A 24,485-nucleotide genomic window follows, 5' to 3' on the forward strand; every position below is an offset into this window, starting at 1 on the left:
AGCGTGAAGAATCGCGTTCTCCTAAAATTGAGCGCTCAGCAGGCCACCACGTTCACAGCAAGACCGCCCTGACTCGTTTCCTTGTAGCGCTCGCTCATGTCATGGCCGGTCTGGCGCATGGTTTCGATGCAGGCATCCAGCGGCACGAAATGCTTGCCATCGCCCTTCACTGCCAGCGACGCAGCGGTCACCGCCTTCACGGCGCCCAGCGCATTGCGTTCGATACAAGGCACCTGAACCAGTCCTGCAACGGGATCGCAGGTCATGCCCAGATGATGCTCAAGCGCGATTTCAGCAGCATTTTCGATCTGTTCAGGCGAACCGCCGAGAACAGCGGCAAGTCCGGCTGCTGCCATTGCCGATGCGGAACCCACCTCGCCCTGACAGCCGACCTCAGCGCCGGAAATCGATGCATTGTGCTTGATGACGCCGCCAATAGCCGCCGAGGTCAGCAGAAAATCGCGTATGCCCTTCTCGTCGGCATCGTCGTGGAAATGCAGATAATAGCGGAGCACTGCCGGGACTACGCCCGCAGCGCCATTGGTCGGCGCCGTCACCACCCTGCCGCCCGAGGCGTTTTCCTCGTTGACCGCCATGGCATAAACCGACAGCCAGTCATTGGCGAGCAGTGGATTGCTGCGATTGTTCCGCCAGTCGTCCTGGAGCTTGTCGTGAATATGCCGCGCACGACGACGAACGCCGAGCCCGCCGGGCATGATGCCTTCACGGCTCAGGCCGCGCTCAATGCAGCCGCGCATAGCGCCCCAGACGCGATCCAGACCTGCGTCGAGTTCGCTACGCGACATATGCACTTCTTCATTGGCGCGCTTCATTTCAGCGATCGACAGCCCGCTATCATGGGCCATAACCAGCATCTCGGCTGCATTGCGGAAAGGATAAGGCACATCGGCCTTGTCATCCTGCTTCGCTCCGCTGCGCTGGACGCGGCTCAGCTCTTCCTCGGTGACGACGAAGCCGCCGCCAATGGAAAAATAAGCGCGGCGCAACAGGAGATTGTCGTCGCGGTCATAGGCAGAAAATGCCATGCCATTGGCATGACCGGGAAGTGGCGTCTTGCGGTCGAGAACAAGATCGACCGCTGGATCGAACTGATAGGACGGATGGCCTTCCGGCTGCACCTTCTTGGCTGCCAGAACCTTCTCGACTTCCGTATCCATGATATCGGGGTCGATTGTGTCTGGCAGAAAACCGCAAAGGCCAAGTATGACCGCGCGGTCGGTCGCATGACCAACGCCGGTATAAGCCAGCGAACCATGCAGGCTCGCTTTCAGGCGAACGATCCTGGAATGCGCAGGCCGAGGCCAGTTGCCGTTGATGATCTCATTGAGAAACATCCGGGCGGCCGTCATGGGCCCCATCGTATGGGAACTGGAAGGCCCAATACCAATCTTGAAGAGATCGAAAACCGACAGAAACATTCCACACCCTCTACAGCCCGCCGACATGCGAGGACTGACCAAGCTTTGACCGTAACGCTGGCCCTGTCAGGACTGCTGTATGCGCGAACGAATACAACACGCGTTTCGGTACATTCATATCAGATAGTGTAGGAAAGGAATAACGCAAACCGATTGCCGAAATGCGGCATCAATTTTCCGGAATGCGTAGCTCTGTTTCCGCGCTGCCGTCGGATCAGTCTGATCCTCAGCGCCTCAACAATCAGACAGAGAAGAGATAGGCCATGAGAATGATAGCGGCGAGCCCAATGACTGCCCAGAGCGTAACGCCCCAGCAGGATTTTTGAACGGTTTCGTCCATGGAACTTTTCATAACCCTATTGTGTAACGGTCCGAATAACAGTGGTTTTGATCACGTCACTGTTACCAGTCATATAGCTATGTGAAGCGCGAAAAGCAACGGCGAAAAGCGGCTGAAATGAGGCAGCCTGTTCAAACTGCCGGCCCCGCACTTCAAAAATATATTTTCAATCAAAAGCTTACCAAATTTTTTCGTTAACAAAACCTTTATAGTGGCGGCAGAATTGCGGCATCAGGGTTGCGGCAGGAACATATCTGTCTTGCCTGTAAAGCGATAAGCGGCCAGCCCCATCCACTCCCGCATCGCCACACTGAAGCGCGACAGGGCATCATTGGGTGACTCCAGATAGATGGAGAACTTCTCGTTGAGGCGCGTCTTGTAATCGACCGGCCATGCAATCACGTCGAAACCGGCCTTGCGAAAACAGCCGACAGAACGCGGCATGTGATAAGCGGAGGTCACCAGCAACCACTTTTCACCCGGTTGTGGCTGTGCCAATTCCTTCGAAAACACCGCATTTTCAACCGTGTTGCGCGACTTGTTCTCGTAAATATAGCGATCCCCGGAGAAACCAAGATCATTCAAAAGCGCGCGAGTCGTGTCGGCCTCACTGCTCGATTCTTCGAAAAATGCGCCCTCGCCGCCGGAAACGATAATTTTCGCATTGGGATAAAGCCGCGCAAGCCGCATGGTCTCGACGATACGGTCGGCAGCACTGTTCAGCTCAAATCCCGGTCGTCCCGCATTGATGTCACCGTTCATATAACCACCGAGAACAACGATGCCGTCGACATGCTCTGGCAAAGCAGCTTTGGAGAAACGATCTTCCAGCGGCGCGAGAAACAAAGCGCCGAGCGTCGTGAAGGCGCTGACAAACAGGATGAGCGCAGCCACTCCCGACGCAGCAAGGCCGGTTTTGCGAAAACCGACCAAGACAGCCACCACGCCAAGCAAAACGAACAGGAAAATGATCGTAAGCGGTTGAAAGAAAAGCCAGAAAAGTTTTGAAAAACTATAGAACACTATGAAGCCCCAAGCGAACCGATCAATACGGGATCGAATCCCGCCTATCGCAATACTATAGAATTGGGCTCAGGCTGTGTTAGAGATTTGCGAGGAATCGGAGCCGGAAAGCACCATGCAGAACACTGCCGAAGCGGAAACACCTGCCACCCCTCGCGCCTCACTGGGGCGTCTCGGGCGTATCGATATAGCGCGCGGCATCGCGCTGATCGCCATGGCGATCTATCATTTTGGCTGGGATCTGGAGTTTTTCGGCTATATGGCCCCTGCAACCACCGCGCAGGGCGGCTGGAAACTGTTTGCGCGCTGCATTGCCTCCAGCTTCCTGTTTCTTGTCGGTTTCAGCCTCGTTCTGGCCCACGGTCGCGGCATACGCTGGCGCTCGATGGGCATACGCCTGGTACAGATCGTGGTCGCCGCGGCGGCTATTACCGGCGTTACCTATCTGATGTCGCCGGAGAGCTTCATCTTTTTCGGCATTCTGCACCAGATCGCACTGGCGAGCGTTCTCGGCCTGCTCTTCCTGCGCCTGCCGTGGATTGTGACACTGATCGCGGCGGCCTTGGTCATCGCAGCGCCCTATTTTGCCCGCGCCGATATCTTCAATCATCCCGCACTGGCTTTTGTCGGACTTTCGACTGTCACAGTGCGCTCCAACGACTATGTGCCGTTGTTCCCATGGTTTGGTGCTGTTCTGGTGGGGATTGCGGCTGCGCGTATCGCAGAGCGCTACAATTTGCTGGCACTGCTTGCGGGAGGCATCAAGCCCGCTTTCCTGCAAAAGCCGCTCACCTTTATCGGCAGGCGCAGCCTTGCCTTCTACCTCATTCACCAGCCAGTGCTCATTTCACTGGTCTACGTGTTTGTGCAGATTGCGCCGCCTGCCCGACCCGCGCCCAGAGAAGCCTTTACCCAGTCCTGCGTGGCGGCCTGTTCGCAAACAGGCAGCGAAGCGCTTTGCAAGGAATTCTGCGGCTGTGTTGTGAGTGAACTCGACAAGGCGCAATTGTTCGACGATGTGTTTACCGGCAAGGCCGATCAGCAGAACAACAGCACGGTGAGGGAAATCGCGAATATGTGTTCACCGGTTCCCGATACGCAACCGGAATAAGCGGTGTTACGTGCTGACGCCGAGTTCCGCCAGCCGCTCGATGCAAGCTTCTTCGATCTGATCCAGTTCGCCGACCGTTTCGTCGATATCGCGGCGTTTCTGGCGCAGGTCGTCGCGCTTTTCTTCAACGCGCTTCATCAAAAGCTTGAGCTGGCCCGTTTCGCCGGGCGGCTCGCGATACATCTGGATGATCTCGTGAATCTCGGCGATAGAGAAGCCCAGACGCTTGCCGCGCAAAATCTGCTTGAGAAGGTGGCGGTCCGACGGGCGGAACAAGCGGGTCCGACCACGCCGAACAGGCGCAATCAGTCCCTCGTCCTCATAAAAACGCAGGGTGCGGGTCGATATCCCGAATTCCCGCGTCAGCTCCGTAATCGTATAATATTCGCGCACCACAGCAATCACGCCTCAACCTTAAGTGATTGAATGTTGTGCAACTGCATTTACGTAAAAGTCAACATCAATCCGTCACATACTAAAATATTGGCATTCTTTTAGGAGCCGCAATCTTGGGCTTATAAAAGACGGAAATCAGTGAGAACACGCGAAAATTGACAGAAAAGACGCATTAAAACAGCAATATAGCGCTGTATCCGGCTAGGCGATCTTGCCATGATATTGCCGATCATGCGTTATAGCGACATCACAAAACAAGTATGACGGCAATTTATGCGGCGCTCGGTAAAATACACATTGATCGGACTCATCGTCATCGCAATCGGCGGTGCGGTTCCATTTGCGGTCGAGCCCATCGTCGTCAAGATTGGCGAAGGGTCGATTCGCCAGCTCGCTCGCGATGGCAAGTTCTGTAAAACAGACACGTGTGACGACGGCATCCAATATGTGACGGCTTTTCTGGAAACCAATTATGGCCTCTCGCCGCACGATGTTAAATGGTGTATGGGCGTCGATGTCATCGCGCATTACGAATTGCCGTTCGGCAATGGTCTCAAAAAATCCGTTACAGACCGTATGTATGCCCGATGCGGAGATCCCAAGCAGGACGAACCTGATGAGGGAGATCACAGCGAAGAATAGAGCCGGATAGAGGACATAGTTTCATGAAGCGTCTGTTGCGCATTGTTGCCTGGCTTGTCCTCGTCTTCATCCTCATCGTCACGGTCGGCCCAATCAACTTGCGCCCGATCAGTGGTGAGCCAGCGAATGTCGAGCGTTTCGGAGCATTCTTTGTCGTGGGTGCGCTTTTTTCCCTCGCCTACCCCCGCCATTGGCTATCGGTGCTATTGCTGACAGTTGGCTGCGCGGGAGCATTCGAGCTTTTGCAGCGTCTGGCGCCCGGGCGTCATGGGGAAATTGCGGATTTTCTGTTCAAGGCTGCCGGCGCCGTCTGCGGCACGACTGTAGGCTATTTTCTAAGCCTGCTTATCCCATCCCGCAAATCATAATCGATCAGGCGACGGACATCAGGCTCAGCCTGTCGCGCGCGGTCTGGCGCATGAATTCCTGATGGATTGAGCGCAGCAACGCAAAGAGATCGTCATTTGCAGCCAATTGTCTGCTTTTGCCAGCGGTTTCAAGCATCAGGGCGGAGACTTCCACTGGGCCAAACTTGCTGCGTCCGCTGGCAACAGCGCGCCACGCCTCTATGGCTGCGATCAGCGCGGCGTGGGTCGCATCACCCAGCCCGGCTGAACGCAACAGCGCAACCAGCGCCGCAGGGCGTCCATGCGAAATGATCGAGCAGATACGGTCTTCATCCAAATCAGACAGCGATGCCATCAGAGCCGCGAACAGGTCGATACGACCGCCCGCGACAACGCGAATGATGAAAGTTGTCGTCACCTCACCGCGCAGACGCAGATGCTCCACCACGGCTGGCAACTCCTCATGCGAGCAGGTTTCGGCAATATCGATGGAGGCACGCATGGCGGCATCGCCAACCAGCTTCGCAGCGCGGCGCTCGCCAAGCAGGCGACTGACCAGCGGCATTTCTTTCAAGGCATCGCCAACCTTCACCACCAGCAAGTGACGGCAATCGGCGGGCAGTTGCGGATGCGCCAGTAGCGCCTCACGCACATGGGGTTCATGTCCGCAACGCTCCGCGATCCGACGGAATGACAGCGGGGCAATCCGTGCGCAACCGTTGCGAAGCAGTTCGGCGACCGCTTCAAACGTGCCGACTTCTGCAATAGCGGCAGCAAGCGCGATTGAAACTTGCGGGCGGGCCGCGACCAGCAACTGGATTAGCGGCGCACCAAAGGAAACACGGTCGATAAGGTCCGCCTCGCTCAAAAGCGGCGAGCGGGCGATAATATAGCCCGCCACTTCAGGCTGATCGGCAGCAAGCGCCGTGACGATATGCAATGGGGAATGCGCACTGGTGGACAGAACATCGGCCATGGCGATACGCACTTTGGGCGACGGATCATCCAGCATCAACGTCAGGCTTGCTTCGGCAAAAGCGCGTGATTGCGGCGGTTCCTGCTGATCAATGCAGCATTGCGCAAGCGCTGCGGCTTTGACGATACGTGCTGAAACCGGCTCGCTTCGGCTGATAGGCGCACCATTCTCGATATACATTCTGGCCCCGCTCCAGACAGTTCATGTATTCGAAATTGGTAAATTAAAATGGTTTATGATCCGTTTACCATAAGCCTCGCGAGTGGTCTGAAATGGAATGGAACCGAACGGCCTTCCGCACGTTTTCCTTGCATCAATAAACGGAGACGACAAATGGCCGAAGACAAGACCACCAACGATATCCAGCAGGCTTTGGAAAAGCAGATCGCCGATATGCGCGGTGAGTTGAAACGTCTTTCCCGTACGCTTGCCTCCCAATCCGGAGAATTCCGGGAGCGTGCGGAAGACGCAATGGATGACGTATCGGGTCGGCTGCGGCACACGGCGCAAGCTGTTCGTGATCGCGGACAAGTGGTGGCGGAAACGATACGCGAGAACCCCGGAACGGCGACTACGCTGTTCGGGACGGCCGGCATTCTCGGCATTCTGATCGGCGTGGCCATCGGATGTGCGATCTCGGATCGCCGCTGAGCATATTCTGAAACGTCTGGAACGGTTTTCGGAATATGCGTTAAAGCAAGCCGATTGAAGCCGGTTTAAGGAAGGCCCGCGCCGCCCCCTCGCGCGGGCCTTCCTGTATTCATTTTGCTTTACGCCCGCACGGCTGGCTGGTAGTCAGCCGCATCGGCAATTTTGCCACCGGTCGCAGCCTACCCGGTCAAAACAAGGACAAGAGCCAAGCAGCAATGCTTGAGCAGCGCGCATAAGCGCGAAACTGGCTGCGCCGTAACCTGACGAAAGGCGCTTAAATGTCAGAAAACACAATATATTCCGGCCTTACCCAGCTGGGTTCGGCCACCGGCGTGCCAACCTCGCCCGAAGAAGCAGTTCTCGAAAAAGTCGCCAATCCGCAGCATGGCACGCGCTATTGCGTGCGTTTTACCGCGCCAGAATTCACCTCGCTCTGCCCCATGACCGGCCAGCCGGATTTCGCTCATCTGATGATTGATTACGTGCCGGACCGCTGGCTGGTGGAAAGCAAATCGCTCAAGCTCTTCCTGTTTTCATTCCGCAATCACGGTGCTTTCCATGAAGATTGCACCGTCACCATCGGCAAGCGTCTGGTTGATCTGCTGCAACCTGAATGGCTTCGCATCGGCGGATACTGGTATCCGCGCGGCGGCATCCCGATTGATGTGTTTTACCAGACCGGCGCAGCACCACAGGATGTGTGGATCCCCGAACAGAATGTGCCAAATTATCGAGGAAGAGGATGATGGAGGCCTCGCCCTGGGTTTGAACCAAGGACAGGGGAGTTTGCAGGCTCCCTGCGTTGCATTCCGCCACGAGGCCATTACCGATCGGTACTACGACCTAGAACTTGCTGACCGGTTAATGGTTGCAATCATACCCGATTAATCGGGCGAGAATGTGAACCCTTAGGGGTATGCGAGGTTAACGGAGCGCAACCGCTCTATTGTTCTGCCTGCGACCCGTACCTATTATCATGTCAGCCTACAGCGCCTGTCCAATTTCGGGAAAAGCATCATGAAACGACCCGGTATAGTCATCTCCCTCACCCTGCTATCCGGCATTATCCTCACCGGTTGCGGCGGCGCGGGGAAAGCAGCCATGGATACGGGCAAGAGTTTTGACCGATTCGGCTGTATGTCTCGCAACTTCAAGGGAGAGCCGCCCTGCCCGCAGCCGGATCAGGCTCCGCCCAAGGCTCAGTAGTCACTGTGCCTGCAACAAGAGACGAAAAACCAGAAAAGGAGGCCCCCAATGGCTATTGAACCGCAAGATGTGCTCAAATTCTGGTTTTCAGCCAAGATGCGTGAAAACTGGTTCACGAAAAGCGATGCTATCGACGAAGAGATTCGCGAGAAATTCGCAGCCGCTTATGAAGACGCGCGTGCTGGCAAGCTCGAATCCTGGAAACAACAGCCGGAAAGCGCACTGGCCCTGACCATTCTGTTCGACCAGTTCCCGCGCAATATGTTCCGCGGCTCGTCCCGCTCCTTCGAGAGCGATGGTCTGGCGCTCGATGTCGCCATGCAGGCGCTTGACCACGATTTCGACCGGCAGCTTTCCGCTGATGAGCGGCAGTTCTTCTATCTGCCCTTCATGCATAGCGAAAATCTGGACAACCAGCGCCGCTGCGTCGATCTTTATGAAAAGCTCGGCGATCAATATTCGCTCGGCTTTGCCCGCGAACACCACAATATCATCGAGCAGTTCGGACGTTTCCCGCACCGCAACAAGGTGCTAGGTCGCAGCACGACGGAAGACGAAGCCGATTTCCTCAAGGAACATGCCGGTTTCTAAAGCACATCCCGAAAAGTGTGAAACGGTTTTCGGATAAGATGTGCGTCAAAACAAATGGATAGGGTATTTCTGGTTTCAATTGAAACCAGAAATACCCTATCTACATCAGCCGGTAAGGCAGGATACCACGGCGGTCGTGATCGACCGCCAGCCTGCTCTTAAGTGGCGGCACGGCGCGCTGCACACATTCTGCACGGTCGCAAATCCGGCATGAAACCCCGATGGGATCAAAAGCGGACCGCGCCGTGATATCAAGACCATCCGCGTAGACGAAATCATGCGCATAGCCGACTTCGCAGCCAAGCGCGATGGCATAGCGCCGCTGTGGGGCGTTGAAACCCCCTTCGCTCTTCGTCAGTTCTGTAGCCACGCAAAGATAGCGTGCGCCATCGGGCGTTTCCGCCAGCTGACGGATAATCCGTCCCGGCATTTCAAAAGCCTGATGCACATTCCAGAGCGGACAGGCAGCGCCATAACGCGCAAATTGCAGCTTGGCGGCACTGTGGCGCTTGGTGATATTACCTGCGCGGTCGATGCGCGCGAAAAACACAGGGATGCCGCGCTGGCCCGAGCGCTGCAAAGTGCTGAGACGATGTGCAACCTGCTCCAGACTGGTCCCAAAGCGCGACGCCAGCAGTTCAAGATCATGGCGCAACTCTTTCGCCGCTGCGAGGAAAGTCTGGTAAGGCATGACCAGCGCGCCCGCGAAATAGTTCCGCAGGCCGATCTTGCAGATCTCGACCGCTTCAACCGAGCGAAAATCGGCGCGTCTTGCTATCGCATTGACCAGATCTTCCATTTCAAGCTCGGCGATCTGAAACGCAATCTGAAAATGACGCGTGGAAGCTGGCGAATAGGGATTGAGATAGAGAACCCGCGCCACCGGATCGAAGCGGCGCAGAACCGCCTCGTCGGAGCCAGCTCTCGCCAGCCGCACCCGATGCCGCTCTTCCATATATTGCGGTAGGGCTACGCCGATATCCCGTCCGGGAATATCCAGCTGCTCTGCAAGCTTTTCTGCTGCAACATCAATCTCATGCACATAATTGTCGATAAAATGAAAGAAGTCGCGCACTTCCTCATAAGGCGCGGGCTCCGCTATCGATGGTGCGCGCCCCAGCTGGTGATCAAGGCTGGCAAGCTGCTCACTGTTGCGCCGATAAGCCTGATGGCATGCGATCAGAGCATGGGCCAGCCCCGGCGCATTCTGGGTGATGAGTTTCAGTTCCTGAAGGTTCGGCTTGTAATTGTCGAATACGGGATCGGCCAGCGCCTCGGATACCGCCGATAGCAACCGGTCATCATCGCCAAGCGAAATTGCGCCGATATCGATCTGATAGTTTTCAGCCAGCGCCAACAGGACAGCAGCCGAAACCGGACGCTGGTTATTCTCGATCTGGTTCAGATAACTCGTTGAAATACCGAGACGTTCAGCAAAAGCCGACTGCGTCGCCTTATGCTGCTCGCGGATTTCGCGTATCTTCCTGCCGACATAGAGCTTCTTGGGTGCCATTTCGCAATTTCGCATTTTGCTATTTGCAAATTTATAACTTACACAATCGTACCTTTTCAAGCTTTTCTCGACGGCTCACAAGCGCTTTAAGCATTTCAGAAAACGCATCTCACGGCAGTTGCAAATTCGTCAGGCCATGGCGAAAAGAGTGATTTTCGAGTACCGGAGCGGAGCGTACTTCAACGTACGTGAGGACCGGAACGCACAAAATTGCTCTTTGCAGCCCGGCATCACGAAGAATGCAACTGTGGTGCTAAAAATGCCTATCATTTCAGCTTTATAACCGACTTTCGAAGGCCGCAATAATGCAGGAACTCCTAGAACAGCTCGAAGCCCGCCGCGCCGAAGCGCGTCTTGGCGGTGGCCAGCGCCGTATCGACGCCCAGCACGCCAAAGGCAAACTGACCGCACGCGAACGCATCGACGTGCTTCTCGACGAAGGATCGTTCGAGGAGTTCGACATGTATGTCACACATCGCTGTACCGATTTCGGCATGGCGGAGCAGAAAGTGGCAGGAGATGGCGTTGTCACCGGCTGGGGCACGATCAATGGCCGCCAGGTTTACGTGTTCAGCCAGGATTTCACCGTGCTCGGCGGCTCACTGTCGGAAACCCATGCCCAGAAGATCTGCAAGATCATGGATATGGCGATGAAGAACGGTGCACCAGTCATCGGTCTCAACGATTCCGGCGGTGCGCGTATTCAGGAAGGCGTCGCTTCGCTGGCCGGTTATGCCGATGTGTTCAAGCGCAATGCCGATGCTTCGGGCGTCATCCCGCAGATTTCGGTCATCATGGGCCCGTGCGCTGGCGGCGCGGTCTATTCCCCGGCCATGACGGACTTCATCTTCATGGTGCGCGACTCGTCCTACATGTTCGTCACCGGCCCTGATGTGGTGAAGACCGTGACGAATGAGATCGTCACGGCGGAAGAACTGGGCGGCGCGCGCACGCATACCGCAAAGTCGTCGGTCGCTGACGGCGCTTATGAGAATGACATCGAAGCGCTGGAACAGGTGCGCATCCTGTTTGACTTCCTGCCGCTCAACAATCGCGACAAGCCGCCGGTTCGCCCGGTCCATGACGATCCGTCGCGGCTGGAAATGCGGCTCGATACGCTGATCCCCGACAGCGCAACCAAGCCTTACGACATGAAGGAACTGATCCTCGCGCTGGCCGACGAAGGCGAGTTTTTCGAAATTCAGGAAGCCTTCGCCAAGAATATCATTACCGGCTTCCTGCGTATTGAGGGCCAAACCGTCGGCGTCGTCGCCAACCAGCCCATGGTGCTGGCAGGCTGCCTCGACATCGATTCCTCACGCAAGGCAGCGCGCTTCGTGCGCTTCTGCGATGCTTTCTCAATCCCCCTCCTGACCCTAGTGGACGTGCCGGGCTTTCTGCCGGGCACAGCGCAGGAATATGGCGGCGTCATCAAGCACGGTGCAAAACTGCTGTTCGCCTATAGTCAGGCGACGGTGCCGATGGTCACGCTCATCACGCGCAAGGCCTATGGCGGCGCTTATGACGTGATGGCCTCCAAACATATCGGCGCGGATATCAACTATGCCTGGCCGACGGCGGAAATCGCCGTAATGGGCGCCAAGGGCGCAACGGAAATTCTCTACCGTTCGGAGTTGAGCGACCCGGAAAAGATCGCCGCACGCACGAAGGAATATGAGGCGCGTTTCGCCAATCCGTTCGTGGCTGCCGAACGCGGCTTCATCGACGAGGTGATCATGCCGCATTCCTCGCGCCGCCGCATTGCACGCGCTTTTGCCAGCCTGCGCAACAAGCAGCAGAGCACGCCTTGGAAAAAGCACGACACCATTCCGCTGTGATCCGGTTCAGTTGAGTAGATAAAATGATCAAGAAAATCCTCATTGCCAATCGCGGCGAAATTGCCTGCCGTGTGATCAAGACCGCAAAGAAGATGGGCATTGCGACGGTGGCGGTTTATTCCGACGCCGACCGCAATGCGCTGCATGTGAAAATGGCCGACGAGGCCGTTCATATCGGCCCGGCACCTTCCAACCAGTCTTACATCGTCATCGACAAGATTCTGGATGCGATCAAGGCGACCGGTGCGAATGCCGTGCATCCGGGCTACGGCTTTCTGTCGGAAAACCCGCGCTTTGCCGAAGCGCTGAAGGCGGCCAATGTCACCTTCATTGGACCACCGGTGAACGCCATAGACGCGATGGGCGACAAGATCACTTCCAAGAAGCTGGCCGCGGAAGCAGGCGTATCCACCGTGCCGGGCCATATGGGTCTGATCGAGAATGCCGACGAAGCGGTGAAGATCGCAAGCATGATCGGCTATCCGGTGATGATCAAGGCGTCTGCCGGTGGTGGCGGTAAGGGTATGCGTATTGCGTGGAACGACGAGGAAGCCCGCGAAGGCTTTCAACTGTCGCGCAACGAAGCCAAGGCCTCCTTCGGCGATGACCGCATTTTCATCGAAAAATTCATCACGCAACCGCGCCATATCGAAATTCAGGTGCTCGGCGACCAGCACGGCAACGTCGTCTATCTTGGCGAACGTGAATGCTCCATCCAGCGTCGAAACCAGAAGGTGATCGAAGAAGCACCCTCGCCTTTCCTCGACGAAGCAACCCGTAAGGCCATGGGCGAACAGGCCGTCGCGCTTGCCAAGGCTGTGGGATATTATTCTGCCGGTACGGTTGAGTTTATCGTCGATGGCAGCCGCAATTTCTATTTCCTCGAAATGAATACGCGTCTGCAAGTGGAGCATCCGGTGACGGAACTCATCACCGGCATCGATCTCGTGGAAGAAATGATCCGCGTCGCCGCCGGTGAAAAGCTGCGCTTCGGTCAGGCAGACGTAAAGCTCAACGGCTGGGCCATGGAGAGCCGTCTCTATGCCGAAGACCCATATCGCAACTTCCTGCCATCGATCGGTCGCTTGACCCGCTACCGGCCGCCTGTGGAAGGCCGTCGCGAAGATGGAACCGTCATCCGTAATGATACTGGCGTGTTCGAGGGCGGCGAAATCTCGATGTATTACGATCCGATGATCGCCAAGCTTTGCAGCTGGGGTCCGGATCGCCTTGCCGCAATCGACGCCATGGGCCATGCGCTCGACGCATTTGAAGTTGAAGGCATCGGCCATAATCTGCCGTTCCTGTCTGCGGTCATGGATCACCAGCGCTTCAGAGCCGGTGCGCTGACCACGGCCTTTATCGCCGAGGAATATCCTGATGGCTTCGCTGGCGTGACACCGTCAGAAGACGATGCGCGTCTGCTGGCCGCTGTCGCAGCCCATATCAATCTCACCGTCGTCACCCGTGATGGACAGATTTCCGGTCGTATTTCCGGTCAGGACGTTAAGCCGGGTAACGACTGGGTTGTGAAGATCGGCGATCATCTGGTGCCCGTTCGCCTTGCGGATGGCGAAGGCGGCGCAACGGTGAATTTCGCCGATGGAGGCGACCTCACCATTGCCAGCGACTGGCACCCCGGCAGCCAGCTTGCCACATTCACGGTCGGTGGCAAGCCGGTCAGCGTGAAGGTTGCTCGTGTGGGTTCCGGCTGGCGTCTGCGCTGGCGCGGCATGGACCTGACGGCGCATGTGCGCAAACCGCGTGTTGCGGAGCTGGCAAAGCTGATGCCAATCAAGCTGCCACCGGATACGTCGAAAATGCTGCTTTGCCCGATGCCGGGCGTCATCACCTCGATTCTGGCCGAGGAAGGCGCTACGGTGGAAGCCGGGCAGCCGCTTGCAACAGTCGAAGCCATGAAGATGGAAAACGTGCTGCGCGCAGAGCGCCGCGCCACCGTCAAGCGCATTGCGGTCAAGGCCGGAGAGAGCCTTGCTGTCGATGAGCTGATCATGGAATTCGAGTGATCTTGGAGACGGCGCTTCGCGCCTCCTCCAGCCGTAGTTTCCTCATCCTGAGGAGCGCCTGCAGGGTGCGTCTCGAAGGATGGGGAAGCCGGACAGGATCGATATACTGACGAACTGGACCCTCGCCCTTTGAGGGTCGCTACGCTCCCACCTCAGGGTGAGGGCAAGATGGGATGGAGAATAAGCCAATGACGCAGAAAACCCGCGCGGATTGGGAAGCGTTGGCCGAGAAGGAACTGAAGCGTCCGGCGGATAGCCTTGTCTGGCATACGCCGGAAGGCATTGACGTGAAGCCGCTCTATACGGCGGACGATCTGCAAAATGTTGACCATCTGGACAGCCTGCCGGGCTTCGAGCCTTTCGTTCGTGGCCCGCGCGCCACCATGTATGCCGGGCGTCCGTGGACCATCCGCCAATATGCCGGCTTCTCCACCGCCGAAGCATCCAACGCCTTTTACCGCAAGGCGCTTGCCGCCGGGCAGCAGGGCGTTTCGGTTGCTTTCGACCTTGCCACCCATCGCGGCTATGACAGCGACCATCCGCGTGTCGTTGGTGACGTTGGCAAGGCGGGCGTGGCCATCGACTCCGTTGAGGACATGAAAATCCTCTTCGACGGCATTCCGCTTGAGAAGGTCTCCGTGTCGATGACCATGAATGGCGCGGTCATCCCGATCCTCGCCAATTTCATTGTTGCGGGCGAAGAACAGGGCGTGTCGCGCGACCTGCTTTCCGGCACCATCCAAAACGATATTCTCAAGGAATTCATGGTCCGCAACACCTATATTTATCCGCCGGAACCTTCCATGCGGATCATTGCGGACATCATCGCCTATACCGCAACGGAAATGCCGAAATTCAATTCGATTTCCATCTCCGGCTATCACATGCAGGAAGCCGGCGCGACGCTGGTGCAGGAGCTGGCCTTCACGCTGGCCGACGGACGCGAATATGTGCGTGCGGCATTGCAAAAGGGCCTGAATGTCGACGACTTCGCCGGTCGCCTGTCGTTCTTCTTCGCCATTGGCATGAATTTCTTCATGGAAATCGCCAAGCTGCGTGCTGCACGCCTGCTTTGGACGCGCATCATGAAGGAGTTCGAGCCGAAAAAGCCGGGCTCACTGATGCTGCGCACCCATTGCCAGACGTCTGGTGTATCGCTGCAGGAACAGGACCCCTACAACAATGTCGTGCGCACGGCATTCGAGGCCATGTCGGCAGCGCTGGGCGGCACGCAATCGCTGCACACCAACGCCTTCGACGAAGCCATTGCTTTGCCTACCGAATTTTCGGCACGTATCGCCCGCAACACGCAGCTCATTCTCCAGAATGAGACCGGCGTGACGAAGGTGGTCGATCCGCTGGCGGGCTCCTACTACATCGAGAGCCTGACCAATGAACTGGCGGAAAAAGCCTGGGCGCTGATCGAGGAAGTTGAAGGTCTGGGTGGCATGACCAAGGCCGTTGAAAGTGGCCTGCCGAAGCGGCTGATCGAAGAAGCTGCCACCCGGCGGCAAGCTGCAGTCGACAAGGGCGAGGAAGTGATCGTCGGCGTCAACAAGTTCCGTCTGGAACAGGAAGACGAGATCGACATTCTCGAAATCGACAATACCGCTGTGCGCCAGTCGCAGATTGCCCGCATCGAGCGTATCCGCCAGACGCGTGACAAGGCCAAGGTGGAAGCGGCTCTTGCTGAACTTGAGAAAATCGCGACCAGCGGTGAAGGCAATCTTCTTGCCGCCGCTGTGGAAGCTTCCCGTGCTCGCGCCACAGTCGGCGAAATCTCCGACGCCATGCGCCGTGCTTTCGGTGACCACGCTGCCGAGCCCAAAGTCATTCGCAAGGTCTATGGCGACGCCTATAAGGACGAGCCGGAATATCAGATGCTGGTATCGCGGCTGGAAGAATTCTCCCAGCATAGCGGCGCAAAGCCAAAGGTGATGGTCGCCAAGCTTGGGCAGGACGGACATGATCGCGGCGCGAAGATTATAGCGTCGGCCTTCGGCGATATCGGTTTCGAAGTTCTGGCCGGCCCCTTGTTCCAGACACCCGACGAAGCCGCCGACATGGCGATCAAGTCGAAAGTGCATGTCATTGGCGTGTCGTCGCTCGCCGCCGGTCACAAGACCTTGCTGCCGCAACTTGTCGAAACCTTGAAAGCCAAGGGCGCTGAAAATATCGTCGTGGTCTGCGGCGGCGTGGTGCCACGTCAGGATTATCAGTATCTTTTCGACCACGGTGTGGCGGCTGTATTCGGCCCCGGCTCGAATGTGCTGGACTGCGCCCGCGCTGTTCTGGACATTCTGGAAGGCAAGCGTCGTAATCTCTGATTTTTTCTATAATTCAATAAGTTATACAAAAAAAGAGATTCACTTTATCAACATGAAAAGCCGGAGCAGATGCTTCGGCTTTTCTGTTTTCATCATCTCAGGATTTCGGATCGGCGGATGCGGGTATTGCAGAACTGGTCACGGACACCGGATCGCTCGCGGGGAACGTATCCTCCAGCCCCTCATCCAGCTGACGTTCCAGTTCTGCCCGGTCACCTGCACGCCTTGCGCTTGGGCGCGTCAGCAACCGGTCCGGCTCGATCCCGCACTCCATGGCTGCCACGCCAAGCGCCGCCCCAAGCCTGACCGCTGCACGACGAATGGCATCATCGCGCTTCAACTCTGCTCCGGTTTCATTCTCGAAAGTCACGAACACTTTTTCATCACCCTCGGCGATAAACTCGACCGTGTAGAGCTTAAAACCACCAATCGAACCGATACGAGTTTCAACGATTTCCATGTGCTGATCTCCGCGCTTATCTCCAGATGAGATAACGGGAAGTCATCGTGATAGTTCCATGGCTGAGAATGGAGCGGGCGTTGTAAAAGGAGCGACATAAAAACTTAAATCACGCTCTTTCCGGTCCAGAAGGCAGGCCTATATCCCTATTGGGATTTTACGGGAACTGCTCTTTTAAGGAAAGGATATCCCATGGCCGTCAGCAGAAAGGATCAGGCGCGTGCGCTCAATGCAGACGAGAAGGAGCTGGTTGAAAAAACCCAGCATCCGCATTTGCAGGAAGTGTCTGATGAAGAACTGGCGCAACTGGCAAAACTGATCCGCGAACGCCGCCAGAAGGCACGCGATCAGGCCAACCAGCGCCGTCGCGAAATGCGTGGCAAGTCGGCTGCCCGTGGCGCTACCGCCTCAAAGCGCGATGATGGCTCCCATCTCAAGGTTGCTGTTCTTGCAACGGCTGTGGCCCGTATCAATGGCGAAGTCGAACGCCGCGAACAGATGGCTGCTGCTGACGATCTGATCGCCAACGCCCAGAAGGCGCTTGCAGCAAAGCTCGCCAGCGAAAGGAAGGGCAAGACCTTCAATACGCGCCACGCACATCTGGGCATGCGCAATGTTCCGAACGAAAAATCCAGCACGTTCACACGAACTGCAGATCGCGGACGCAACCGCAAGACGGCAAGCGTGCGGCAGGCAAAGAAAGACTCTCGCTAACGCGCCGCTCATAAAATCAAGTGCTTCTGAAACACAGAAAATTCGTTAAAATAAATAGTTATAGCGAAAACCTGATTCAATCTGACAGGATATTATCAGAGCATCTCCAGCGCCACTTTTCGCGAAGGTGGCGCAAAAGCCTGGTCAAGACGCGCCAATTGCTCTCCGGAAAGCCGCAGATCTGCGGCTTTTCTATTGTCCCGAACGTGGTGCGGGTTCGATGATTTCGGAATGGCAATGACATTGCCTTTGCGCATAGTCCAGGCCAGTGCGACAGCGGCAGGGGTAACACCGCATTCGGCACCAATCTCCGCCAAAACGCGATTGCCGAGCAACCGCCCCTGCTCAATAGGCGAATAGGCCATCAGCGGAATATGATGCTGATCGCACCAAGGCATGAGGTCGAATTCCGGTCCGCGCCGTGTGAGATTATAGAGGATCTGGTTGGTCGCGACAGCCTGACCACCCGCAACACCGGACAGTTCCTTCAGATCAGCCGTATCGAAATTGCTGACACCCCAGGCAACGACCTTGCCTGCCTGCTGCAACTCATCGAAAGCGGCCACTGTTTCCGCCAACGGATGACGTCCACGCCAGTGCAGCAGATAGAGATCGATACGATCCGTGCCAAGGCGTTTCAGACTACGCTCGCACGCCTCAATCGTGCCACGACGCGACGCATTATAGGGCAGAACCTTGCTCACCAGAAACACATCGTCGCGGCGACCCGTTATGGCCTCGCCCACAACGTCCTCGGCCTCGCCATCGGCATACATTTCCGCAGTGTCGATCAATGTCATGCCAAGATCGATACCATGCCGAAGCGCCTCGACCTCATGGTGACGCTTCCCGGCGTTTTCCCCCATATACCAGGTGCCTTGTCCCAAAGCGGGAACGGTCTGACCTGAAGGAAGGTTGATCTGCGGTATCGTGCCGGTCATCTTTTTTCCTTATCGATGGATCACAGGCATGATCGCGTAACATCAGGAAAATTCAAGGCCTTAAGAACAAGACTTATGCGAATTGCAGTCCAAATCCCTGCATCAGCCTGCGGACAGCATAATCGGGCTTCTGCGAGGTGAATACCGCCAGATCGTCGTGATGATGCAGCTCCAAATCGCCCTTGCGCGGCGGCAGCAGCGATACGGTTCGGCGCGCAATCGCTTCCGCCGGATCGAGCCAGTCAACCGGCCACGGCGCCAGACGGCGGAAAACATTGGCAAGGAACGGATAGTGGGTGCAGGCGAGCACAACAATATCGGTACGTCTGCCATCCTTCTCGATAAAGCACGGTGCGATCTGTTCCACGACAAGCGCCTCGTCGATCTCTTCGCCGCGAATATGCGCCTCGGCAACGCCTGCCAGCCGGTCGGCACCGACCAAACGCACATGGCATTGCGAGGCGAAAGACTGGATGAGATCGCGCGTATAAGCACGCTTCACCGTGCCGGGTGTCGCCAGCACGGAAACAAGCCCCGATGACGTGCGCTCGGCAGCAGGTTTGATCGCTGGAACCGTTCCCACGAAAGGCACCGATGGATAAGCGCGGCGCAAATCGTCCAGCACCAGCGTCGAAGCCGTATTGCAGGCAATAACCGCAATTTCGGGATTATGCGTTGCGATGAAACCGCCGAACAGCTCGACGATGCGCGCCCGCAGCGCCTCTTCTTCCCAACCGCCATAAGGGAAACCGGCATCGTCGGCGATATAGACGAAACGCCGGTCCGGCATGATCACCCGCGCCTCGCGCAATACCGTCAAACCGCCAATACCGCTGTCGAAGACCAGTATTGGCCTTTCCTTGTCGGTTGTTACGGATGCGGAAAAGCTGGCGACGGGCGCGTCTTTCATTCTGGCTTGTCCTCTGGTGCGGGCTTGCGGGCACGACCTTCCGGCGCACCTGAGCCACGCGGCTTCTTCGGCGTGAATACATCAAGCGAGGTGACCACCCCGCGCAGGAGTTTCAATTCTGCCGAGGCAAAACCGGCGCGCGTCAGAACGGCACGCAGATTATTGACCATGATTTCCTTGCGCGCTTCCGGCCGGAAATAACCTCTGACATCAAGGGCTTCTTCCAGATGGTTGAACAAGCCCTGCAGTTCCTGCTTCGGTGCGAGTTCCATCTCCGGTCCACGGAAAACCGTTTCGGTCTCCGTTTCCAGACCGGACTTCATCCACTCATAGGACATCAGCAGCACGGCTTGCGCGATGTTCAGCGAAGCAAACGCCGGGTTGACCGGGAAAGTCACCAACTCGTCGGCAAGACCCACTTCCTCATTGCTGAGGCCGAAACGTTCACGACCGAAAAGAATGCCGGTCTTTTCGCCGGTTTTGAAACGCCTGCGCAACTCGTTGCCAGCCTCAACGGCGCTGCGCACCTGCTTGAAGCCATCGCGTTCACGGGCTGTAGTGGCATAGACAAAATTCAGATCGGCAATAGCCGACGGCAGATCGTCATATACGATCGCATTGTCAATCACATGGTCGGCCTTGCTGGCAGCGGCCCTCGCCTTTTCGCTTGGAAACTCCTCACGCGGATTGACGAGACGCAGTTCAGCCAGACCGAAATTCGCCATGGCGCGCGCCACCATGCCGATATTCTCCGGCAATTGCGGCTCCACCAGCACGATTGCCGGTCCTTCCGCGATAAAGGGGCGCTGTTTGTCGGTTCCTGCCATGATGCTTTCCGTCATAGATATAATCGTGGCGTTTCCCTGACATAATTGACGCGAAATCGCAAAGATTCCCCTTAGAGCCTGAAACAAAAAGCGGCATGTGTGTGCGAAAATGGTGATTTTCGAGTACCGGAGCGGAGCGTACTAATGGTACGTGAGCACCGGAATGTAGAAAATTGCCATTTGCAGCCACACAGGGCGACTTTTGGAACAGGCTCTTACGTTCATGGGAAAAAGCCGTGTGTAGTATCCGAATAACACCTGCCCTCGCGTCATCCATGCCAGATTAACCACACGGAAAATCAGGATTCAGGGAGGAAGCCATGTCCGGTAAAAAAATTCTCATGCTGTGCGGTGATTTCGGCGAAGACTATGAAACCATGGTCCCGTTCCAGACCCTGCTTGCGGTCGGTCACACGGTTCACGCCGTTTGCCCCGGCAAGAAAGCGGGCGATCATGTCGCCACCGCGATTCACGACTTCGAAGGTCATCAGACCTATACTGAAAAGCCTGGGCATAATTTCGCGCTCAACGCCACTTTCGCTGATGTGAAGGCTGAAAGCTACGATGCGCTGGTCATTCCCGGCGGTCGCGGGCCGGAATATCTGCGCCTCGACGACAAGGTCATCGCCGTGGTGAAGCATTTCTTCGAAGCAAACAAGCCAGTCGCCGCTGTCTGCCACGGCGCTCAGCTGCTCGCTGCCGCCCGCGTACTGGAAGGTCGCACCTGCTCGGCCTACCCGGCTTGCCGCCCGGAAGTCGAACTTGCCGGCGGCACCTATGCCGACATTCCGGTCGATCAGGCCGTGACGGACCGAAACCTCGTCACCGCACCGGCCTGGCCCGCCCATCCGGCATGGCTGTCGCAGTTCCTCGGTGTTCTCGGCACCAAGATCACGCACGCTTGAGCCGACTTGATCTTGCCTGCAACCATCATCCGGTTGCAGGCAGCTTCATATTGCGCAAAACTATCCGGAGAGCTTCATCCGGGAGAAAATCATGTGCAGATTGTTCATCGGTGCCAATCCAGAACTCTGGCAGAGCGTGACGCGCTCTCTACGCATTGATGGCGTTGTCACCAGCGTCCGGCTTGAAAACTTCTTCTGGTGGACACTGGAAGATGTCGCTTCCCGTGATGGCCTCAGCGTGAGCCGCCTTATCGGCAAGCTCTATGGTGAATCCCGCGAGGAAGGCCATGACCTCGAAAATTTTGCTTCGTTCCTGCGCGTCTGCTGCGGGCGCTATCTCTCACTGCAACTGAGCGGCCTTGTGCCGACCGACAAGGCGGCAGCCATTTCCGCGCTCGACGCCGATGCTATTCTGGCGCGCGAACAGGAAAATTATCGCCAGCAGCAGGAGAGCTGGAAGAAGCCGCGCAACAGCGAGACCACAACGCATCGCGCTGCCTGACCCAAACCAGCACCCTTCCCAATTTTTTGACTGCCAATTTCACCTATAGGCCAAAGAATAAGGCTTGAGAGCTTTGCCTTATTCCCTACGGGTGCTATAGGGGCGCGACGAATTTAAAAAGAGGCTTCATCCATGGCAAAAATCAAGGTTGCGAACCCAGTCGTTGAACTCGACGGCGACGAGATGACCCGCATCATCTGGCAGTTCATCAAGGACAAGCTGATCCATCCCTATCTCGACGTCGATCTGAAATATTACGATCTGTCGGTTGAAAACCGCGATGCGACCAATGACCAGGTCACCATCGATGCAGCCAACGCAATCAAGGAACATGGCGTCGGCGTAAAGTGCGCGACGATCACCCCTGACGAAGCGCGCGTTGAAGAATTCAAGCTCAAGAAGATGTGGAAGTCGCCTAACGGCACCATCCGCAACATTCTCGGCGGCGTTATCTTCCGCGAGCCGATCATCTGCAAGAACGTTCCGCGCCTCGTGCCCGGCTGGACCCAGCCGATCATCGTTGGCCGTCATGCTTTCGGCGACCAGTACCGCGCGACCGATTTCAAGTTCCCGGGCAAGGGCACGCTTTCGATCAAGTTCGTCGGCGAAGACGGCGAAACCATCGAACACGAAGTCTATCAGGCTCCGGCGGCTGGCGTGGCAATGGCCATGTACAACCTCGACGAATCGATCCGCGAATTTGCACGCGCTTCGCTGAACTACGGCCTGCAGCGCAACTACCCGGTCTATCTCTCGACCAAGAACACCATCCTGAAGGCCTATGACGGTCGCTTCAAGGATATCTTCGAGGAAGTCTACCAGGCCGAATTCGCTGACAAGTTCAAGGCGGCAAAGATCTGGTACGAACATCGCCTCATCGACGATATGGTTGCTTCGGCGCTCAAGTGGTCCGGCGGCTATGTCTGGGCTTGTAAGAACTACGACGGCGACGTTCAGTCGGATATTGTGGCTCAAGGCTTCGGCTCGCTCGGCCTGATGACCTCGGTTCTGATGACGCCGGATGGCAAGACCGTTGAAGCTGAAGCTGCACACGGCACTGTGACCCGTCACTACCGCCAGCATCAGAAGGGCGAGGAAACCTCGACCAACTCGATCGCTTCGATCTTCGCATGGACCCGTGGTCTCGCACACCGCGCCAAGCTCGACGACAATGCCGAGCTGAAGCGCTTTGCCGACACGCTGGAAAAGGTCTGCGTCGACACTGTCGAAAGCGGCTTCATGACCAAGGATCTGGCACTTCTCATCGGTCCGGATCAGCCGTGGCTCTCGACCACTGGCTTCCTCGACAAGATCGACGAAAACCTCAAGAAGGCAATGGCTGCTTAATCAGCACCAGCTTTCGTAAGAATGCAAAACGGCGGGTTCATCCCGCCGTTTTCTTTTTGATTTGCTTCATAAGGGAAAACGCGCATCCTGTGCCAATCAGGTTCAGGAGGAAAAAATGGCTGACCTCACGCTTTTCACCAATCCCATGTCGCGTGGACGTATCGCACGCTGGATGCTGGAGGAAACGGGCAAGCCCTACGACGTACAAATTCTCGACTTTGGCCCTCCGATGAAGGGCCCTGAATTTTGTGCCGTGAACCCCATGGGCAAAGTTCCGGCGCTGCGCCATGGCGAAGCCGTCGTCACCGAAGCTGCGGCGATCTGCGCTTATCTGGCCGTCACCTTTCCAGAAGCTGGACTTGCGCCCCACCCGGATGAACGCGCAGATTTCTATCGCTGGATGTTCTTCGCCGCCGGTCCACTGGAAGCAGCCCTTTCAAACCGCTCCATGGGCTTTGAAGTCCCGCCGGACCGCGAGCGCATGATGGGTTATGGCAATTACGACAGCGTGGTCGACACACTGGAAAAGGCGATATTGCGCCATCCCTATATCACCGGCAATCGTTTTACAGCCGCCGATGTCTATGTCGGTTCCCATATTGGCTGGGGCATGATGTTCGGCAGTCTGCCGCATCGTCCGGCCTTCGACACCTATTGTGAGCGGCTGCAAGCCCGTCCGGCATGGAAACGCGCATCCGAACTGGATGACGCTGCTGTTAAAGCCGCAAGCTAAAGCGCCGATTTCAAGTCGGCTGCGCTTCAATCGAGAACGTGCTCTTAAAGGCCTGCGCACCGGTGGGTGAAAATGCGATCACCCGCCCCTCGGCGCGTCTGGCCCAACCACGTGCAATAAAATTACTCAAAAGCGCTGCACCAAGTGCGCCACCCAGATGATTGCGCCGTTCGCTCCAGTCGAGACAATGGCGGCACACTGGCCGTTTGCCGTGTTCCAGCGCCGTCACATCAACACCCAGACAGGTGAAGAACGATTTACCCTCGTCCGTCAGCACGGGCTCTTCGGCGTTATCGATCAGGCGGAGCTTATGTGCCGCATCAAGCATCTCGACACCGCGCTCGCCCGCCAGATGGTCGTAGCAAATGCGCGCTTTGCGCAATGCTTCGTCCTTCGGTCCCGTACGCACGCGTACCGCACCCGTTCGCTGGGCAAGGCCCATCAGACCTTCCAGCACTTGCGCCACGTCGGTGCCCGACAGACGGAAATAGCGATGGCGCCCCTGCTTTTCCGCAACCAGCAGATTGGCGGCATCAAGCTTGGCCAGATGCCCGCTCGCCGTTTGCAGGGTGACACCCGCCGCAGCCGCCAGTTCGCTGACGGTCAGGGCGCGCCCATCCATCAGCGCAGTCAGCATGTTTGCGCGTGCCGGATCACCGAGAAGAGAGGCGACGGAAGCTATGATCGGTCCATCTTTCATACTTCGATCGTAACCGAAG

The 24,485-nt window shown here is 56.9% G+C and carries 25 protein-coding genes; 15 read left to right on the plus strand and 10 right to left on the minus strand.

Annotated elements, in window-relative coordinates:
• Window positions 1-35 precede the first annotated feature (35 nt).
• Both QBD01_RS18795 and QBD01_RS18800 read right to left on the minus strand, forming a co-directional pair.
• Window positions 36-1,439 (minus strand): L-serine ammonia-lyase, encoded by a 1,404-nt coding sequence (locus QBD01_RS18795; protein WP_280994077.1) that lies wholly within the window; start codon window positions 1,437-1,439, stop codon window positions 36-38.
• 571 nt (window positions 1,440-2,010) lie between these two features.
• A complete protein-coding gene (locus tag QBD01_RS18800) occupies window positions 2,011-2,802 on the minus strand; it encodes a YdcF family protein (RefSeq protein ID WP_280994078.1) in 792 nt (263 codons plus the stop codon).
• A 115-nt stretch (window positions 2,803-2,917) separates the two neighbouring features.
• Between QBD01_RS18800 and QBD01_RS18805 the strand changes: the two genes are divergently transcribed.
• Window positions 2,918-3,913, plus strand: a complete 996-nt coding sequence (locus tag QBD01_RS18805) for a DUF1624 domain-containing protein (protein WP_280994079.1) — start codon at window positions 2,918-2,920, stop codon at window positions 3,911-3,913.
• 6 nt (window positions 3,914-3,919) lie between these two features.
• On the opposite strand, the gene QBD01_RS18810 is transcribed toward QBD01_RS18805, so the two are convergent.
• Window positions 3,920-4,306, minus strand: coding sequence for a MerR family DNA-binding transcriptional regulator (locus QBD01_RS18810; RefSeq protein ID WP_078340841.1), 387 nt, complete (start codon window positions 4,304-4,306; stop codon window positions 3,920-3,922).
• Window positions 4,307-4,582: 276 nt separating this feature from the next.
• Between QBD01_RS18810 and QBD01_RS18815 the strand changes: the two genes are divergently transcribed.
• Complete coding sequence (locus QBD01_RS18815; RefSeq protein WP_280994080.1) at window positions 4,583-4,951, plus strand: hypothetical protein; 369 nt, start codon at window positions 4,583-4,585, stop codon at window positions 4,949-4,951.
• A gap of 23 nt (window positions 4,952-4,974) precedes the next feature.
• Window positions 4,975-5,319 (plus strand): VanZ family protein, encoded by a 345-nt coding sequence (locus QBD01_RS18820; protein ID WP_182521820.1) that lies wholly within the window; start codon window positions 4,975-4,977, stop codon window positions 5,317-5,319.
• Between the two features lie 4 nt (window positions 5,320-5,323).
• On the opposite strand, the gene QBD01_RS18825 is transcribed toward QBD01_RS18820, so the two are convergent.
• Complete coding sequence (locus QBD01_RS18825; protein ID WP_280994081.1) at window positions 5,324-6,454, minus strand: DUF2336 domain-containing protein; 1,131 nt, start codon at window positions 6,452-6,454, stop codon at window positions 5,324-5,326.
• 153 nt (window positions 6,455-6,607) lie between these two features.
• Here QBD01_RS18825 and QBD01_RS18830 point away from each other — a divergent pair, with 153 nt between their 5' ends.
• From QBD01_RS18830 to QBD01_RS18845, 4 genes are all read left to right on the plus strand, one after another.
• Window positions 6,608-6,925, plus strand: coding sequence for a YqjD family protein (locus QBD01_RS18830; protein ID WP_078340814.1), 318 nt, complete (start codon window positions 6,608-6,610; stop codon window positions 6,923-6,925).
• 278 nt (window positions 6,926-7,203) lie between these two features.
• Window positions 7,204-7,671 (plus strand): preQ(1) synthase, encoded by a 468-nt coding sequence (gene queF, locus QBD01_RS18835; protein WP_280994082.1) that lies wholly within the window; start codon window positions 7,204-7,206, stop codon window positions 7,669-7,671.
• A gap of 271 nt (window positions 7,672-7,942) precedes the next feature.
• The gene (locus tag QBD01_RS18840; RefSeq protein WP_280994083.1) at window positions 7,943-8,131 is read left to right on the plus strand and encodes a hypothetical protein; all 189 of its coding nucleotides are present in this window, start codon (window positions 7,943-7,945) and stop codon (window positions 8,129-8,131) included.
• Between the two features lie 48 nt (window positions 8,132-8,179).
• Window positions 8,180-8,722: a DUF924 family protein gene (locus QBD01_RS18845; RefSeq protein ID WP_078340812.1), complete on the plus strand. Its 543-nt coding sequence runs from the start codon at window positions 8,180-8,182 to the stop codon at window positions 8,720-8,722.
• Window positions 8,723-8,822: 100 nt separating this feature from the next.
• Here QBD01_RS18845 and QBD01_RS18850 read toward each other — a convergent pair whose 3' ends face one another.
• Window positions 8,823-10,235 carry an XRE family transcriptional regulator gene (locus tag QBD01_RS18850; protein WP_182521815.1) on the minus strand — a complete coding sequence of 471 codons (1,413 nt, stop codon included), beginning with the start codon at window positions 10,233-10,235 and terminating at the stop codon, window positions 8,823-8,825.
• A 305-nt stretch (window positions 10,236-10,540) separates the two neighbouring features.
• On the opposite strand from QBD01_RS18850, the gene QBD01_RS18855 reads away from it, so the two are divergent.
• From QBD01_RS18855 to scpA, 3 genes are all read left to right on the plus strand, one after another.
• Window positions 10,541-12,073, plus strand: coding sequence for an acyl-CoA carboxylase subunit beta (locus QBD01_RS18855; protein WP_182521814.1), 1,533 nt, complete (start codon window positions 10,541-10,543; stop codon window positions 12,071-12,073).
• Window positions 12,074-12,096: 23 nt separating this feature from the next.
• Complete coding sequence (locus tag QBD01_RS18860) at window positions 12,097-14,100, plus strand: acetyl/propionyl/methylcrotonyl-CoA carboxylase subunit alpha (protein WP_280994084.1); 2,004 nt, start codon at window positions 12,097-12,099, stop codon at window positions 14,098-14,100.
• Between the two features lie 188 nt (window positions 14,101-14,288).
• On the plus strand, window positions 14,289-16,427 hold the full coding sequence (scpA, locus tag QBD01_RS18865) for a methylmalonyl-CoA mutase (RefSeq protein WP_280994085.1): 2,139 nt from the start codon (window positions 14,289-14,291) through the stop codon (window positions 16,425-16,427).
• A 97-nt stretch (window positions 16,428-16,524) separates the two neighbouring features.
• Here the strand turns inward: scpA and QBD01_RS18870 are convergent, their stop codons facing one another.
• Window positions 16,525-16,887 (minus strand): hypothetical protein, encoded by a 363-nt coding sequence (locus QBD01_RS18870; protein ID WP_280994086.1) that lies wholly within the window; start codon window positions 16,885-16,887, stop codon window positions 16,525-16,527.
• A 192-nt stretch (window positions 16,888-17,079) separates the two neighbouring features.
• On the opposite strand from QBD01_RS18870, the gene QBD01_RS18875 reads away from it, so the two are divergent.
• The gene (locus tag QBD01_RS18875; protein WP_280994087.1) at window positions 17,080-17,601 is read left to right on the plus strand and encodes a hypothetical protein; all 522 of its coding nucleotides are present in this window, start codon (window positions 17,080-17,082) and stop codon (window positions 17,599-17,601) included.
• Window positions 17,602-17,696: 95 nt separating this feature from the next.
• Here the strand turns inward: QBD01_RS18875 and QBD01_RS18880 are convergent, their stop codons facing one another.
• From QBD01_RS18880 to QBD01_RS18890, 3 genes are all read right to left on the minus strand, one after another.
• Window positions 17,697-18,542 (minus strand): aldo/keto reductase, encoded by an 846-nt coding sequence (locus QBD01_RS18880; RefSeq protein WP_280994088.1) that lies wholly within the window; start codon window positions 18,540-18,542, stop codon window positions 17,697-17,699.
• 73 nt (window positions 18,543-18,615) lie between these two features.
• Complete coding sequence (gene murI / locus QBD01_RS18885; RefSeq protein WP_138786838.1) at window positions 18,616-19,452, minus strand: glutamate racemase; 837 nt, start codon at window positions 19,450-19,452, stop codon at window positions 18,616-18,618.
• Window positions 19,449-20,279 carry an RNA methyltransferase gene (locus QBD01_RS18890; RefSeq protein ID WP_182521808.1) on the minus strand — a complete coding sequence of 277 codons (831 nt, stop codon included), beginning with the start codon at window positions 20,277-20,279 and terminating at the stop codon, window positions 19,449-19,451. Before QBD01_RS18890 ends, murI begins: the two co-directional genes overlap by 4 nt.
• Window positions 20,280-20,599: 320 nt before the next feature.
• Between QBD01_RS18890 and QBD01_RS18895 the strand changes: the two genes are divergently transcribed.
• The 4 genes from QBD01_RS18895 (at window position 20,600) to QBD01_RS18910 (ending at window position 23,766) form a co-directional block, all read left to right on the plus strand.
• On the plus strand, window positions 20,600-21,184 hold the full coding sequence (locus QBD01_RS18895; protein ID WP_280994089.1) for a DJ-1/PfpI family protein: 585 nt from the start codon (window positions 20,600-20,602) through the stop codon (window positions 21,182-21,184).
• Window positions 21,185-21,275: 91 nt separating this feature from the next.
• A complete protein-coding gene (locus tag QBD01_RS18900; RefSeq protein ID WP_280994090.1) occupies window positions 21,276-21,686 on the plus strand; it encodes a ribbon-helix-helix domain-containing protein in 411 nt (136 codons plus the stop codon).
• Between the two features lie 132 nt (window positions 21,687-21,818).
• A complete protein-coding gene (locus QBD01_RS18905; protein WP_182521805.1) occupies window positions 21,819-23,033 on the plus strand; it encodes an NADP-dependent isocitrate dehydrogenase in 1,215 nt (404 codons plus the stop codon).
• A gap of 115 nt (window positions 23,034-23,148) precedes the next feature.
• On the plus strand, window positions 23,149-23,766 hold the full coding sequence (locus tag QBD01_RS18910; protein ID WP_280994091.1) for a glutathione S-transferase family protein: 618 nt from the start codon (window positions 23,149-23,151) through the stop codon (window positions 23,764-23,766).
• 10 nt (window positions 23,767-23,776) lie between these two features.
• Here the strand turns inward: QBD01_RS18910 and QBD01_RS18915 are convergent, their stop codons facing one another.
• Window positions 23,777-24,466 (minus strand): winged helix-turn-helix domain-containing protein, encoded by a 690-nt coding sequence (locus QBD01_RS18915; protein WP_280994092.1) that lies wholly within the window; start codon window positions 24,464-24,466, stop codon window positions 23,777-23,779.
• Window positions 24,467-24,485 lie beyond the last annotated feature (19 nt).

Source organism: Ochrobactrum sp. 19YEA23 (assembly GCF_029909865.1).
Classification (GTDB): domain Bacteria; phylum Pseudomonadota; class Alphaproteobacteria; order Rhizobiales; family Rhizobiaceae; genus Brucella; species Brucella gambitense.

What these genes read in the sequence shown, in the direction of transcription:
- QBD01_RS18795 (WP_280994077.1), bottom strand. Translation starts at nt 1,439, where the DNA reads ATGTTTCTGTCGGTTTTCGATCTCTTCAAGATTGGTATTGGGCCTTCC.
- QBD01_RS18805 (WP_280994079.1), top strand. Translation starts at nt 2,918, where the DNA reads ATGCAGAACACTGCCGAAGCGGAAACACCTGCCACCCCTCGCGCCTCA.
- QBD01_RS18815 (WP_280994080.1), top strand. Translation starts at nt 4,583, where the DNA reads ATGCGGCGCTCGGTAAAATACACATTGATCGGACTCATCGTCATCGCA.
- QBD01_RS18820 (WP_182521820.1), top strand. Translation starts at nt 4,975, where the DNA reads ATGAAGCGTCTGTTGCGCATTGTTGCCTGGCTTGTCCTCGTCTTCATC.
- QBD01_RS18825 (WP_280994081.1), bottom strand. Translation starts at nt 6,454, where the DNA reads ATGTATATCGAGAATGGTGCGCCTATCAGCCGAAGCGAGCCGGTTTCA.
- QBD01_RS18830 (WP_078340814.1), top strand. Translation starts at nt 6,608, where the DNA reads ATGGCCGAAGACAAGACCACCAACGATATCCAGCAGGCTTTGGAAAAG.
- queF (WP_280994082.1), top strand. Translation starts at nt 7,204, where the DNA reads ATGTCAGAAAACACAATATATTCCGGCCTTACCCAGCTGGGTTCGGCC.
- QBD01_RS18840 (WP_280994083.1), top strand. Translation starts at nt 7,943, where the DNA reads ATGAAACGACCCGGTATAGTCATCTCCCTCACCCTGCTATCCGGCATT.
- QBD01_RS18845 (WP_078340812.1), top strand. Translation starts at nt 8,180, where the DNA reads ATGGCTATTGAACCGCAAGATGTGCTCAAATTCTGGTTTTCAGCCAAG.
- QBD01_RS18850 (WP_182521815.1), bottom strand. Translation starts at nt 10,235, where the DNA reads ATGGCACCCAAGAAGCTCTATGTCGGCAGGAAGATACGCGAAATCCGC.
- QBD01_RS18855 (WP_182521814.1), top strand. Translation starts at nt 10,541, where the DNA reads ATGCAGGAACTCCTAGAACAGCTCGAAGCCCGCCGCGCCGAAGCGCGT.
- QBD01_RS18860 (WP_280994084.1), top strand. Translation starts at nt 12,097, where the DNA reads ATGATCAAGAAAATCCTCATTGCCAATCGCGGCGAAATTGCCTGCCGT.
- scpA (WP_280994085.1), top strand. Translation starts at nt 14,289, where the DNA reads ATGACGCAGAAAACCCGCGCGGATTGGGAAGCGTTGGCCGAGAAGGAA.
- QBD01_RS18870 (WP_280994086.1), bottom strand. Translation starts at nt 16,887, where the DNA reads ATGGAAATCGTTGAAACTCGTATCGGTTCGATTGGTGGTTTTAAGCTC.
- QBD01_RS18875 (WP_280994087.1), top strand. Translation starts at nt 17,080, where the DNA reads ATGGCCGTCAGCAGAAAGGATCAGGCGCGTGCGCTCAATGCAGACGAG.
- QBD01_RS18880 (WP_280994088.1), bottom strand. Translation starts at nt 18,542, where the DNA reads ATGACCGGCACGATACCGCAGATCAACCTTCCTTCAGGTCAGACCGTT.
- murI (WP_138786838.1), bottom strand. Translation starts at nt 19,452, where the DNA reads ATGAAAGACGCGCCCGTCGCCAGCTTTTCCGCATCCGTAACAACCGAC.
- QBD01_RS18890 (WP_182521808.1), bottom strand. Translation starts at nt 20,279, where the DNA reads ATGGCAGGAACCGACAAACAGCGCCCCTTTATCGCGGAAGGACCGGCA.
- QBD01_RS18895 (WP_280994089.1), top strand. Translation starts at nt 20,600, where the DNA reads ATGTCCGGTAAAAAAATTCTCATGCTGTGCGGTGATTTCGGCGAAGAC.
- QBD01_RS18900 (WP_280994090.1), top strand. Translation starts at nt 21,276, where the DNA reads ATGTGCAGATTGTTCATCGGTGCCAATCCAGAACTCTGGCAGAGCGTG.
- QBD01_RS18905 (WP_182521805.1), top strand. Translation starts at nt 21,819, where the DNA reads ATGGCAAAAATCAAGGTTGCGAACCCAGTCGTTGAACTCGACGGCGAC.
- QBD01_RS18910 (WP_280994091.1), top strand. Translation starts at nt 23,149, where the DNA reads ATGGCTGACCTCACGCTTTTCACCAATCCCATGTCGCGTGGACGTATC.
- QBD01_RS18915 (WP_280994092.1), bottom strand. Translation starts at nt 24,466, where the DNA reads ATGAAAGATGGACCGATCATAGCTTCCGTCGCCTCTCTTCTCGGTGAT.